The sequence below is a fragment of the Vibrio sp. TH_r3 genome (assembly GCF_033101115.1).
GTDB lineage: Bacteria > Pseudomonadota > Gammaproteobacteria > Enterobacterales > Vibrionaceae > Vibrio.
The window spans coordinates 224,554-237,878 of the sequence record NZ_JAWMPW010000002.1 but is presented as its reverse complement, the minus strand read 5'-3'; the positions used below and the strand labels follow the sequence as shown (position 1 = coordinate 237,878).

Genomic DNA, 13,325 nt, shown 5'->3' with positions numbered 1-13,325 from the left:
AGGCGAATCGATTTCAATATGTTACTCATCCTATTACATCAAAAACTAACAGAAATACGTGCAGCAATAGATTGCTCTATGTAAGTAGGGACTGTAAATGCCTCATTGGTATTAGCGTATTCCAAATGATCACCAGCAAGCAAATTGTTACCAGTAAGAGAAAACATCCAATTCGGGTCAAGCATCCATGACCAACTTATATCTAACACACCAAAATCATTAGTTTGATAAGCATCACCTTCTTCGTAGCGATAAAGTGCAAATAGGTAGTGATCAGGAGTTAATGCAAACGAAGACTTTAAAAACAGCTGAGACAAATACGCGTCAGAACCAATCGCAGCTTCATAGCCATCGTCTAAGTCATATTCTATCGAAGTAAAACTATAACCAATTTCAGCTTTAAATCTATCAATAGGTTGCCAACCAAACACGATTTCGGAACCATAAGATTTTAACTTAGCATTTGATACAAATGTATAATTCAGTGATGTCTGACTTAATAATGCCATTAATGTACTAAAATCATTGGTTAACATTGCCTGACCATAAGCAGCGATAAGTGCGCTACTATCGACAGCATTTTCATCAAAATCAAGTGCTAAGACATTGTCTGACTGATTGTGGAAAAAAGAAAGGTCAATATTCCATTTAGACTGTAAATAACGATAACCAATTTCACTGGATAAAGTGGTTTCAGCTTCTATATCTTGGCTACCATACAGATAAAAAGGTAAATGAATATTAGCAACAGAGTCAGAAAGTGTAACGTCGGTGTAACTAGAAACCACATCACCAACTCGCTTACCTGTCAGTCTTGTTTCCCCACTAAACTCAACCAATGAAGGAATTCTCACCCCCTGAGAAACAGAAGACCAAAAGACATGATGCTTATCGGGTAACCAAGTCAAACGAGCGATCGGTTGATGTTCCCAACCAGTAAAGTCGTTATATTCTGAGCGGTTACCTATAGAGAAGTTAAGTTGTTCTGGAATAAGTTCAAACTGAGCTTGTACAAAGGCTCCGTATGTCTCTGTGCTATTAAAATCGTCTGCATATGTCACATAAAATTTGTCGTCATCATTACTACTAATTTTACTGTATTGGTAATTTAATCCCCAATCAAAACGTACATTACTCAGTAAAGTGTTCATCTGATATTCAAGTTCAACAACATCAAAATTTTCATCGTTATAAGCCGATTCACTGTTTAATCCGCTATAACTGAGCTGAAGCATTTGATTCGACAAATCGCTCATTCTATGTTCAAGACGACTCATCAACTTGACATCATTACGCTGGTACTTCGATTCAAATATTTCACCTTCGTTAGTTTGAAGGTTGGCAAGTGACACTGTTTGGCCGTTATTTACCCTTGTATAATCACCTTGAAATATAAATGAAACATCATCACTGACTATTAGATCCGTTCTTAAACCAAAAGAACTGGTATTGCCATAATCACTCGGGTTTACGTTGTTGTCAGATCGTCGACTACGTAACCTTGACGAACTATCAGATTCTCGATCCGACGCATACACTCGAAATGAGCCTTTGTCACCCAAGTCGGAACCAAATCGTCCTACGACCTGATGTTCCAATTGAGAACCCATCTCTAGTTGAACTTTACTACCGCGTGTATCTTCAGAATGTTTAGTGATGATATTAACTACGCCACTGGTAGCATTGCTGCCCCACAACAAACCCGATTGGCCTCGTACCACCTCAATTCGTTCAATATCAAATATTGGAACATTGATGCTTTCCCAATCTACACCGGCAAAGCCTGGGTTATGTACACTTTGCCCGTCTACCATAACCAACAATTTACTGGAATATCTGCCTGCTGTGGCGCGTGCGGTGATCGCCCAAACGTTATTGTCTATTTTTCGAACTTGTATGCCCGGAACCATAGTCAATGCTTGAGGAATAGATGTGACACCCGATTTAACCAACTCATCATTCGACAATACATATATTGATGCCGCTGTTTCTGATGTTGATTGAAGCCTTTTCATAGCCGCAGTGACCTGAACGTCAGTAGCCATAAGGGACTCAAGATCCAAGCTAGGGATATCTAGCGAATCTTCATTTGCATATACAAAACCTGAAAAAGCCAATGGGGCTAAGTAAATAAAACGCATTAGCACTGCTACCCTAATAAATATTGTTATACTAGTTGTGAGCTTAAAATATAATTAAGCTATTTATAATTATGATATTCGACACTCTTTATATTTAATATACCAATAATATGAGCGATGTACCAATTTGAATCATTAAGATGTTTATGCGCTAGTAGACAGTATCCAATCGTAAAAATCATTTAGTTGCATTAGCGTTGCCAGCAGATAAGCTTAACCTATGTAGTCGGAACATATAGACGCTCAAAGCAAAGCACTTTATACTGTTTTTAATCAAATAATTAAAACAGAATAACAACCAATTATGGAAATACTATCTTGAATCGTAAAAAGAAAATTAATCAAACTTTCTTAAAAAAACAGAAAAAGAAAAATGCGAAATTACATAAAAGTAATAAAGAGAAGTATGTATCTAAAGCTGAGCGTGCAGCACTAGAGCAAACTGAAGTAGACAGAGAAAAGGATCATGAATAGATCCTTTTTGTCCTTTATTTAATCAATAAATTTTGGTCAATTTCAATAAAACGGCTCGATGATTCGATTAATGATTGGGCAGTTAAGTCTTTGACACCATAGACTTCCACTTGTTTTTGATATTTATTAGTAATTCTCTGAGCAAGCAAATCAAAGTCACCATCACCAGACAGAATAATTACCACATCAGCCTGCATAGCCAATTCTATCGCGTCCAGTGTGATACCGACATCCCAGTCCCCTTTTGCTGAACCGTCCATTCTTTGAATAAACGGCTTTAACTTCACATCAAAACCTATACCTCGTAGGATATGGTGGAATTGACGCTGCTTTGGATTATTGCTAGCAATTGCATAAGCATTTGCAGCGATGACTTGTCGATTTAAGGTAGCCTTTCGCCAAAAAGCATTGTAATCAAAATGACTATTAAAACGATCTCTGGTCGTATAATAAATATTTTGAACATCCACTAGTATTGCTACTGATTCCATTAAGATTCTCTTTTTAATTAATTTGTCCGTGCTATTCCCTGTTATACAGCAATTTATCTAAAACATTTGATTTGCAGCAATGTTTCAAGCTAATGCTATAAGTTTTTCCTTAATTGCGCTAGCGGATAGTCAAGACACTGAGGTATAAACCTACTTTTTTCAATTAACTATTGCGAAAATACTCTTTTTTACTATTTGATTTATATTAGTATTTACAATACATCAAATAGCAATAAGTTGAATTTAATGCTTCATTTTAAGCCGTTTAAAACGATTAGAAGCATTAACAGGTACAGTAGTTGGTACTTTGCGCTTTTCGTAAAATAGATGGCGCAATGCTAATAATGGATGAGATAAAAGCATTTGTGGTCCTGAGTAGCGCATAATGATTCGCATCTGTTCTTTGGGTTCAGGTTTGTAGCAATGAATAGGACATTTATTGCATGTAGGTTTTTCTTGTCCATATGGACAACGGTCTAGTTTAGTTTCGGCATACATAAGTAATTGATGACAATCCTCACATAGACCTTGTTTGGTCAAATGAACACGGCGACAATAATTTTCTACCATCGCGGAAACTGTTTTAAATTCGGTATTTAGCCGACCTTGTAATATCTCACTTTGCTTCATTTTTTTACCATATCACGCAATTTACATACTTAAAATTGCTGAAATTATTAAGCTACCATTAATTATTTTTGTTTTCATATAAATGATCAATTCTTATTTTATCATATATAAAAAACCGAGCCTAAGCTCGGTTTCGTCATATCACCAATTCACTAAAGCAGATAACTAAAAGTTATCACTCAAACCCTGTATTAAGGACACCAGCTCATCTTCTGTTTTCGGTTCTCGTTCTAGTAACACTTCCGGTGACGCTCCACCTCTTAAAATATATGCTTTTGTACCACAGTGATCATAATGGTACCAAAGTCCATTTACGCATACATCCGTATAGCATCTTGGGTCTTGCTTCAATTCCATAATACAACCCTCTTTAGATTCCTTTGCATTAAGCCTACTTTTTACATGGTTATATTTAACGTGAACTTCGCGTTTAATCTATACTCCTTTAGTATAATACCCATCCAAATGTGCGGTAATTCTGTAGAACGTTAAGCTAAATATTTCGATAACGGCTCGTAAATGTATAAAAAACGTTCAATCGCGTGTAATTACTCTATTGTTTGATTTTCTAATGCGTTAGTCTTAGCTGGTACACAGTTTTGGAAAACATAAGATGCATCCACAAAGCCTATCTCAACACTTAAATAACACCTTACCGCAAAGCATAAACAAGCCTTGGCTTGCTAGTTACCCTAATGACGTTCCAGAAACGATTGATTGCGATAAATACCAAAATATCACCGAAATGTTTGAAGCTACTTTCGCAAAAAATGCAGACAAAGCTGCGTTCGTAAATATGGGACATTCTCTTAGTTATCAAGATTTAGACGATAAAGCCACCGCCTTTGCTGCGTATTTGCAAGTCACTCTAAAAATGAAAAAAGGTGAGCGTATTGCTTTAATGATGCCCAATTTATTGCAATATCCCATCGCTATTTTAGGTGCACTTAAAGCTGGATTAGTGGTTGTTAATGTTAATCCGCTCTATACACCCCGAGAACTTCAACATCAATTGAGAGATTCAGGTGCAAAAGCAATAGTTGCAGTAACCAACTTTGGTAACAACTTGCAAAAAGTTATCAGCAAAACAAGCCTAGAACATGTCATCTTGACGCGCATCGGCGACGAACTGGCTCCATACAAACGAACACTAGTGAATTTTGCAGTCAAGTATGTGAAAAAAATGGTGCCAAAATACAATTTACCTGGCGCTATCTCATTCAAGCGAGCCTTAACACAAGGAAAAAATCTATCGTTTACGCCACCTGAAATAAAAAATAGTGATCTTGCTTATTTACAATACACTGGTGGAACAACTGGTTTAGCCAAAGGGGCTATGCTGACACATAGAAATATTATTGCTAATGTGTTGCAAGTCAATGGCCACTTTTTACCCAGAACATTAGGGGAAAATGAACACGCCGTTACCCCTCTCCCGCTCTATCATATTTTCGCTAACTCCGTAAGTATGATGCTCATTATGTATTTTGGCGGTACCAATTTACTGATTACTAACCCTAGAGATCTGGATAGTTTCGTCACCGACTTAAAGAATTATCCATTTACTATGATGTTTGGTTTGAATACCTTATTTAACGGTTTAAATAATCACGCTGGTTTTCGCTCTTTAGACTTTAGTAGTGCTAACTTTACTATTGCTGGCGGTATGGCGACGCAAAAACATGTTGCGGATGAATGGCAAAAAATCACTGGAATGCCAATAATCGAAGGATATGGTTTAACAGAATGTTCCCCTGTAGTAGCGGGTGGCGTGCATACTCAGCAATCTTTTGTTCCATCTATTGGTGTTCCTTTACCGAGCACAGAATTACGTGTGGTTGATCCCGAGGGTAACGCTTTAGCTACCGGTGAAATTGGCGAAATCCAAATTCGTGGCGCGCAAGTAATGAAAGGTTATTGGCAACAGGAACTTGAAAGTAACGAAGTAATGAAAGCCGATGGATGGATAAGTTCAGGTGATATTGGCAGAATGGATGAACACGGTTTCTTTTTTATTGAAGATAGAAAAAAAGACATGATACTTGTCTCAGGATTCAACGTATTTCCTACTGAGATTGAAGAAGTAGCCACGTTGCATCCTAAAATTGTTGAGGCTGCGGCTATCGGTATTAACGATGATATTGCAGGGGAAAGAGTGAAACTTTTCGTTGTTGCTAATGGACATGTCACCATTGATGACATCAAAAAGCACTGTAGGCAACATTTGACTGGTTATAAAATTCCTAAAATTATCGAATTCAGAGATGAATTGCCAAAGACTAACGTAGGAAAAATACTGCGCCGAGAATTAAGAGAAAGTTAACCTCTAAACGCCACATCAGCACTGAGTGTTCAATGTGGCGTTTGCATTTCTGCTCAAACCAACTAGTTCGTATGAACATGCATTTCTTGATCAGTTTACTGAAAAGTCATGGTTTAAAAAATCAACGAAAATAGTGTTTTCTCACACATTTTTATAAATCTCGCCAAAATTTATTTGTAAATTAATTTATTTGTCATACAATAATATGTAGTATTTATTTAATAAACCATCGACCAAAATTTTTAACCAGAACACAACTAGTGGTTGTTAGAGTTTTGGTTGGCTGAAACATCAATCAAGGAGAACATCAATATGTCTAAAAAAGTAGCGTTTATTTCTGGTGCAACAGGTGGTATTGGCTTTCAAGTTGCTTTGCGTCTTGGTAAAGATGGTTACGCCGTTGTACTTAACGGAATTGAAGATGACAAAGGCGCTGCCCGTGTAGCAGAGTTAAAAGAAGCAGGTATTGAAGCAGAATATTACGGTTTTGACGTAACGGATGATAAAGCAGTAACTGAAAATATTACGGCTATTGGTGAAAAATATGGTCACATCGACGTTGTGGTAAACAATGCAGGTGGTTTAGGTGGTCGTAGCTCTATCGAAGAAATGACAACCGAATTTTTCCGTTTCGTTATGGCACTCAATCTTGATAGCGCGTTCTTTGTTTCCCGTGCTGCTATTCCTTATTTGAAAAAGTCTGACAATGCGTCAATTATCAACTTTACATCAAATGCAGCTTGGAATGCGGGCGGACCAGGTGCGGGTATCTATGGTACATCTAAAGCTGCAGTTCACACACTAACTCGAGCGCTAGCGAAAGAACTTGCTCCTGCAAAAATCCGTGTAAACGCAGTTTCTCCAGGTACAATTGACACGCCTTTCCACGCACAAATCAAATCAACAAAACCAGAAGTTTTTGCATCTTGGGCTGATAGCATAATGTTAGGTCGTCTAGGTCAACCCGAAGAAGTAGCTTCTGTTATTTCTTTCCTTGTTAGTAAAGATGCTTCATTTATTACTGCTGAGACTCTACAAATTGGTGGTGGTCAAGCGTTAGGCATCTAAGGTTGTCTAATCTTTAACACGATAAACCTAGAGTTAATTACTTTCGATAATATCAAAGAGCATAAGGTCATTTATGCTCTTTGTCATTTTAGTTAACATCCTTAATAGAGGCAAATAAACAAACTGATTAGTCCATGCCCATTTATCGTTATTTACATAATTGACTTTGCTCACAAACTAGCGAGTTAATTATCAATTCTATGTCAAATTGCCCTACGCCATATTGTATTTTAGTAATACAAATGATATAAAATTCATCAATAATATAGAGTTTATTTTAAGCTCTTAACCGCACCAATTGACGTTAGGTTAAAGGTATTTATTACTTCTAACTTCATGCTGAGCAATGTAGTCGTTCAGTAATCTGTTTACGTTTACGTGCGTTCTATTCAAATGCTATAGAAACCCTCAATTTTACTGTAATGATGAGAACAATTTCTTTAGCAACACCTAAATTTATTAACGCTATAATTAGAGGTTTTAAATGTCTACTGACAAGTCTTTTGACGCGATTAAAGCGATCAAATTAGAAAACGACAAGTCTGCTGGTAATCTTGTTGATTGCATGCCTATTAAAGTCCAAGAAGTTGATACTGATCTTTCATTTCTTGATAACTTAAGCACAGAGCACCCTCGCCTACTTGTTCAGAGCAAAGATATTGCCGCATTTAGAGCAAAGCTTAAGACCGATCCTAGCTACTGTAAATTTGACGCCTTTATGAACAATTCAACTAATAAGTTCATAGAGACAATACCTTATTCCGAGCCTAAACCATATCCTGAAGAAACAGTTGGTAAAGCCTCGTTATGGCGCCCTTATTGGCGACAAATGTATGTAAGTTGCCAAGAAGCATTTAATGCCACACGTAATTTATCCATTGCAGGTGTCATCCTTGATGATGCAACCATCATTGCTAAAGCAAAAGCATGGACATTAGAGTTAGCCTCTTACGATCCAGAAGGCGTTACTTCTCGTGGTTACAACGATGAAGCGGCTTTCCGTGTTATTGCCGCAATGGCTTGGGGTTACGATTGGCTACACGCTTATTTCACAGAACAAGAACGTGAAACCGTTAAACAAGCGTTAATCACACGCTTAGAAGAGATTATGCATCACCTTAAAGTAACGGTGGATCTGTTAGCTAACCCACTTAACAGTCATGGCGTACGTAGTATTAGTTCTGCTGTAATTCCAACTTGTATTGCACTGTATAATGAATACCCTAAAGCACGTGAATATATAGAATACTCGCTCGAGTATTATGCTATTCATTACCCACCTTGGGGCGGAAAAGATGGTGCTTGGGCTGAAGGACCAGATTACTGGAATACTCAGATGGCATTTTTAGGTGAAGCATTTGATTTAATTAAGAGTTACACCTCTATTAACATGTTTAATAAAGAGTTTTATAAAAACACTGGTGACTTTATTCTTTATTGTATGCCTGTGCATTCTAAACGTGCTAGCTTCTGCGACCAATCAAGTATTGGTGATTTCCCTGGTCTAAAACTCGCTTACAATATAAAGCATTTTGCGGGTGTAAATAATAAGCCTGAGTACATCTGGTACTACAACCAACTTAAAGCTCGCGATACCGAAGCGCATACTAAGTTTTACAACTTTGGTTGGTGGGACTTTGGTTACGATGATCTACGTTTTGACTACCTATGGAATGATATGCCAGAAGTCGCTCCATCGAATGATCCACTGCTAAAAGTATTTCCTATTACTGGTTGGGCCGCTTTCCATAATAATATGCTTGATAGAAAAGAACACATTCACATGGTTTACAAATGTAGTCCATTTGGTTCTATCAGTCATTCACACGGTGACCAAAATGCCTACACGTTACATGCCTTTGGCGATACATTAGCGGCAATCACTGGTTATTACGGTGGTTTTGGTGTTGATATGCACATAAAATGGCGTCGTAGAACTTTCTCTAAAAATCTACCGTTATTTGACGGTAAAGGTCAATACGCAGAAAACACCACAACCAATTTCGAAGGCGAACACCAAGATCGTTATTGTATTGAAGCGGGCGGCAAAATTAGCGACTACGATACTGAATCAGACGTTTTATTTGTGGAAGGTGATGCCTCAACGTCGTACCAATTCCATAACCCTGATTTAGAATCTTACAAGCGTAAAATTTGGTTTGCGAAAGGTAAAGTGTTCGTTATGCGCGATACTGCAACAATGAAAACCGATCAGGATTTAACTTGGTTGCTGCACACTACTTTTAAAACCAAAACAGCTGAAGATACATTCCAAATTATTGGTGAAAATGGATTACTCGATGTTGCCTTTATCAATGAAAGCAAAGACGCTTTACTATCGATTGAAAACGTAGAAGGGTTTGGCGAAGTTGATCCTAGTGAGTACAAAGATCTTGAAATTCATCGTCACGTAGAAGCGAAATTTAAAGCCCGTAAATCACACAACATTTTAACTCTACTTGTCCCGAGTAAAGTTACTGGCCCTAAAACTGAAGTGAGCTACACGCTAACTGATGATGTTTTAGAGTTAATGATTGATGGTGAACAAGTTACTATTCAATTGTAATTTGTTGCTCTACTGTGAAACACTTGCACATCGCTTTGATATGCAAGTGTTTTTTTATAGCTAAATTGAAAAAATCAGCACAGCCCAACGCAATAAACACATCGCTTGTTAAGCAAACAAAAAAGTGGCGAACCGTTACAGTCCACCACCTTTACCTAACCATTCTGTTACGACACTCATTAATCAGTTTATTAAACTGACTGCCAAGTTAATTCTATCGTCTCTCTCCGAGAAAACATTTGCGCATGAGATGCCAGAACGTTTTGCACCGCATTTAAGCCTTCTGGCGAATCGGACTGGCACTCTAATCTCAATCGTTGCCCATCATTCTCTAAAGATAGTAGGCAATCTCCCATAGCAAAATTAACTTCCCCATGGCTTTCGTCCCAACGAGATGGCACTTTACGTGCAAAGTGACGACAAAGCGTGACAATGTAACGTGAGCTATGTTCTGATTCTATATAAACATAGCTTTTGTTGGTTTTATCCATGAGTTATGCCTCTTGTATGAAATAAATCACAGTTATTAAAACTGGTACGATGCAGATAATTTATAGTTAACACCTGGTTCATAGTCATCCAGAGTTTCATTTTTGGCCGACCCTGTTCTAGATGCATGAGAAACATACAGTTCATCAAAGATATTATCGATACCAAATGTCACTTGTAAATCTTCTATACTTGACGGTTGCCATTGAGCGTATAAATTATGCGTATCGTAACCTTCTTTTACCGCGGAGTCCTCTTCAACATTATCTTCTTCCAATACAACAATAGAGGTCCAACCTAGAGTAGTGTTAATTGAATCTATTTGATAATCCAAACTTAGCGCGATGCTATCCCCAATATCCGCGCTACGCCCATTTCCATCTAGCAATGGTCCACCATTGGTTTTATCTTTGCTATCCGATTTAGCATAAGATAACTTAGAGAAAAATGCATCGTATCGGTAGCTAACACTCAATTCGAAACCAGTTAGTTCCGCATCACCAATGTTCTCAATTAAGTAACTGCCGTCACTTTGGTAAGTTTCAGAAATATAGTTATCAATATCAGTTTTAAATACCGTCGCACTTGAACTGATCAAATGTGGTCCAAAATCTTGCGAATATTGAATACCAATCTGTTGGTTCAAGCCTGTCTCTGGTTTTATATCGTCGTCTAGATAAGCAACATCTTGATAGTTAACAAACGTTTCTAACAATTCAGGTCCTTTAAACAGACTTCTTGCATTAGCAAATAGCGTCACTTGATCGGTTACAAGCCAATCAACACCAAGACCCCATGTTAATGCATTGAAATCTGTGTCACTGGTTTCTGCATCTCTAGCAAAATTCTCATAGCGAACACCCCCTGTCCATGCTAATTGATCGGTTAACCACAATTTATCTTCTACAAACAAAATGCTTGATATTGCATTTTCATCCATGGCTTTAACACCACCATATGTGCTGGTGCTATTTTGATTAAGATATTCGGCGCCATAGGTAAAGGTATTGGCTAAACCGGCTAACAATAAATCAGATTGAAATTTAGCTGTAACACCAATGTTTTGGTTCTTTGCCGTATTGAGAGATTGACGATCACTCGGCCACGGGTCCATCTCTGATTCATCTCGAGTAATTTCAGTTGTACTGCTGTACACATTCACTTTACCAGTGTGTTTTTCGCCTGACAGTTCATAAGAAAGACTGATGGTATCGCGATCGTAATCGGTTGGAATTAACGAGTCATCACTGAACGCTACATTAGTCGCACCAGACATATCCGGTCTAGGGCTATAATCTCCAGAATCACGATACATATCATAGCTGAATTCAAAACGGTGCAGATCCGACGACTCATAACCTAATTTGAATAACATGTTGCCAACATCACCGGCAGAACCATACGTTTTATCGCCAGCACCATCTTCAAAGTTTTTTCGTTCAACAAAGTTACCATATACCATTGCATCAACATGATCACCGAGCAACCCATAAAGTGTTAACGAACCTTGTTGACTTGCATTAGTGGCGTAACCACCAAACACACGTGCACCAAAGTTTTCATCATAACGTAGTAAATCTTTTGCATCTTTTGTTTCAAAATAGACTGCGCCACCAAGGCCTGACTGCGTAACAGAGTTATTACCCACTTGTATATCGGCAGACTTCAAAATATCTGGATTTAAGGTCAAGTTACCAATGTGATGGAACATGTTAGCGTGTTGAGATGCACCATCTAGACGTATGTCTAAGTCCGATTCACCTAAGCCACGAATGTTAATTCGTTGATTAACCGAGTGTGTTCCGCCTACATCAACTCCGGGAATATCACGTAACAAGTCAGACATATGGTCGGCTTGTTTTAACGACATATCTTGATCTCCCAAGTATTCAGAACTACTAGAAACTTGTGTCCCCCAGACCGTCATCTCCTCCTGGCTTTCAGTTTCATTAGCAAAACTTTGTCCACTGAGTACTAACGCCACTGCTAAATATAGCTTGTTATAAGCTAATTTATTACTCGTTCTCATTCTATTACCTTTTTTGTATTAATATGTGTAATGATATTCATTATCATTTATAATAATTTCAACAGGCATAAATGGACACTGAAATGTGTTATGCAAAAACATCAATCTATTATGAGAAAAAGGCACTATGAGTAACGATTGCACAAAAAAATTAACAAGTAACCAAGGCACCTTTACTCGCCGTATTCAAAATGCAGATAAACAAGTCATTGTTGTTGAAAAAAAGCAGCATAGGTTGAATTTAGTAGAAGGAAGGTTCGTTTCTTATCGGGTAAATAATGGGTTAGTGTTGCACGGTGGAACATTAAACGAATTGGAAGATTACGAGATCATCTCGATGGCTGAAAGCTCGATTATCATCACGGTATTATTAGAAGGGAAACTTGCTTTTGGTTATGACCATTTATCATTTGATCTAAACTCTGATAACCATGGCATGAAAGCGGTTGTGGTAAACCTAAATCAACCATCAAATTTTCGCCGAGTAATGCATCACAAAAACAAAGTCGCTAAATTAAATATCATGTTGCCTGCACAGTGGGTAAAAGAACGCTTAGAGCCAACCAGTAATATTCATCAATTCATCAGCCAACATTTAGCTTACTTACCCTTACACGTTAGCGACGCAATGATGACTTTAACCTCTCAAATACTTAAACATCCTGAACCAGAAAAAATCACCGATAAACTCCGAATGGAAACCTTAGCGCAGTTGATTATTGTAGAAGCATTCGAACAGGTTTCACAGAATTATCATTCTAATATAGTGAAAGCTCAACCAGATAGATCATCAGACGCACTAGACGCCCTGTTAATATATATAGAGGAAAACCTGCAACAAGCCTTAACATCAGAACAACTCGCAAACACAGTATCTATGAGTGTCTCGAGTTTACAAAGGAAATTCAAACAACGTTTTGGTGTGAGCATGCAGGTGTATGTTCGACGACGTAGACTGAACATCGCCAAACAAAAACTTGAAGCAGGATTAATTGGTATTACGGAAGCGGCATACGCCTCAGGTTATAAACACCCTTCTAACTTTACTTGTGCCTTTAAAAAAGCGTTTGGTTACCCACCTGCGCTAACGACTGATAGACATTAATGTAAACAA

General features: G+C 37.8%; 11 protein-coding genes. 5 read left to right on the top strand and 6 right to left on the bottom strand.

Annotated features, from left to right (window positions below; all coding sequences use genetic code 11):
• Window positions 1-38 precede the first annotated feature (38 nt).
• On the bottom strand, window positions 39-2,141 hold the full coding sequence (locus R3X26_RS03600) for a TonB-dependent receptor plug domain-containing protein (RefSeq protein WP_317715826.1): 2,103 nt from the start codon (window positions 2,139-2,141) through the stop codon (window positions 39-41).
• 318 nt (window positions 2,142-2,459) lie between these two features.
• Here R3X26_RS03600 and R3X26_RS03595 point away from each other — a divergent pair, with 318 nt between their 5' ends.
• Window positions 2,460-2,615, top strand: a complete 156-nt coding sequence (locus tag R3X26_RS03595; protein WP_317715824.1) for a DUF2986 domain-containing protein — start codon at window positions 2,460-2,462, stop codon at window positions 2,613-2,615.
• Between the two features lie 14 nt (window positions 2,616-2,629).
• Here the strand turns inward: R3X26_RS03595 and R3X26_RS03590 are convergent, their stop codons facing one another.
• From R3X26_RS03590 to R3X26_RS03580, 3 genes are all read right to left on the bottom strand, one after another.
• Window positions 2,630-3,106: an NYN domain-containing protein gene (locus R3X26_RS03590; protein WP_317715822.1), complete on the bottom strand. Its 477-nt coding sequence runs from the start codon at window positions 3,104-3,106 to the stop codon at window positions 2,630-2,632.
• 243 nt (window positions 3,107-3,349) lie between these two features.
• Window positions 3,350-3,736 (bottom strand): nitrous oxide-stimulated promoter family protein, encoded by a 387-nt coding sequence (locus R3X26_RS03585; RefSeq protein ID WP_317715820.1) that lies wholly within the window; start codon window positions 3,734-3,736, stop codon window positions 3,350-3,352.
• 165 nt (window positions 3,737-3,901) lie between these two features.
• Entirely contained in the window at window positions 3,902-4,093 is a 192-nt protein-coding gene (locus R3X26_RS03580; RefSeq protein WP_317715819.1) for a hypothetical protein, read from the bottom strand.
• Window positions 4,094-4,400: 307 nt separating this feature from the next.
• Between R3X26_RS03580 and R3X26_RS03575 the strand changes: the two genes are divergently transcribed.
• From R3X26_RS03575 to R3X26_RS03565, 3 genes are all read left to right on the top strand, one after another.
• Window positions 4,401-6,059 carry an AMP-binding protein gene (locus R3X26_RS03575; protein WP_317715933.1) on the top strand — a complete coding sequence of 553 codons (1,659 nt, stop codon included), beginning with the start codon at window positions 4,401-4,403 and terminating at the stop codon, window positions 6,057-6,059.
• Window positions 6,060-6,371: 312 nt separating this feature from the next.
• A complete protein-coding gene (locus R3X26_RS03570) occupies window positions 6,372-7,127 on the top strand; it encodes an SDR family NAD(P)-dependent oxidoreductase (RefSeq protein ID WP_317715817.1) in 756 nt (251 codons plus the stop codon).
• Between the two features lie 484 nt (window positions 7,128-7,611).
• Window positions 7,612-9,693 carry a DUF4962 domain-containing protein gene (locus tag R3X26_RS03565; protein WP_317715815.1) on the top strand — a complete coding sequence of 694 codons (2,082 nt, stop codon included), beginning with the start codon at window positions 7,612-7,614 and terminating at the stop codon, window positions 9,691-9,693.
• A 191-nt stretch (window positions 9,694-9,884) separates the two neighbouring features.
• On the opposite strand, the gene R3X26_RS03560 is transcribed toward R3X26_RS03565, so the two are convergent.
• Both R3X26_RS03560 and R3X26_RS03555 read right to left on the bottom strand, forming a co-directional pair.
• The gene (locus R3X26_RS03560) at window positions 9,885-10,184 is read right to left on the bottom strand and encodes a DUF2218 domain-containing protein (RefSeq protein WP_317715813.1); all 300 of its coding nucleotides are present in this window, start codon (window positions 10,182-10,184) and stop codon (window positions 9,885-9,887) included.
• Window positions 10,185-10,219: 35 nt separating this feature from the next.
• Window positions 10,220-12,211, bottom strand: coding sequence for a TonB-dependent siderophore receptor (locus R3X26_RS03555; RefSeq protein ID WP_317715811.1), 1,992 nt, complete (start codon window positions 12,209-12,211; stop codon window positions 10,220-10,222).
• Window positions 12,212-12,338: 127 nt separating this feature from the next.
• Here R3X26_RS03555 and R3X26_RS03550 point away from each other — a divergent pair, with 127 nt between their 5' ends.
• Window positions 12,339-13,316, top strand: a complete 978-nt coding sequence (locus R3X26_RS03550) for an AraC family transcriptional regulator (RefSeq protein ID WP_317715809.1) — start codon at window positions 12,339-12,341, stop codon at window positions 13,314-13,316.
• Window positions 13,317-13,325 lie beyond the last annotated feature (9 nt).

Excerpts from the sequence above, each read along its gene's own strand:
- R3X26_RS03555 (WP_317715811.1), bottom strand. The coding sequence starts at position 12,211 with ATGAGAACGAGTAATAAATTAGCTTATAACAAGCTATATTTAGCAGTG.
- R3X26_RS03590 (WP_317715822.1), bottom strand. The coding sequence starts at position 3,106 with ATGGAATCAGTAGCAATACTAGTGGATGTTCAAAATATTTATTATACG.
- R3X26_RS03560 (WP_317715813.1), bottom strand. The coding sequence starts at position 10,184 with ATGGATAAAACCAACAAAAGCTATGTTTATATAGAATCAGAACATAGC.
- R3X26_RS03565 (WP_317715815.1), top strand. The coding sequence starts at position 7,612 with ATGTCTACTGACAAGTCTTTTGACGCGATTAAAGCGATCAAATTAGAA.
- R3X26_RS03570 (WP_317715817.1), top strand. The coding sequence starts at position 6,372 with ATGTCTAAAAAAGTAGCGTTTATTTCTGGTGCAACAGGTGGTATTGGC.
- R3X26_RS03550 (WP_317715809.1), top strand. The coding sequence starts at position 12,339 with ATGAGTAACGATTGCACAAAAAAATTAACAAGTAACCAAGGCACCTTT.
- R3X26_RS03580 (WP_317715819.1), bottom strand. The coding sequence starts at position 4,093 with ATGGAATTGAAGCAAGACCCAAGATGCTATACGGATGTATGCGTAAAT.
- R3X26_RS03585 (WP_317715820.1), bottom strand. The coding sequence starts at position 3,736 with ATGAAGCAAAGTGAGATATTACAAGGTCGGCTAAATACCGAATTTAAA.
- R3X26_RS03600 (WP_317715826.1), bottom strand. The coding sequence starts at position 2,141 with ATGCGTTTTATTTACTTAGCCCCATTGGCTTTTTCAGGTTTTGTATAT.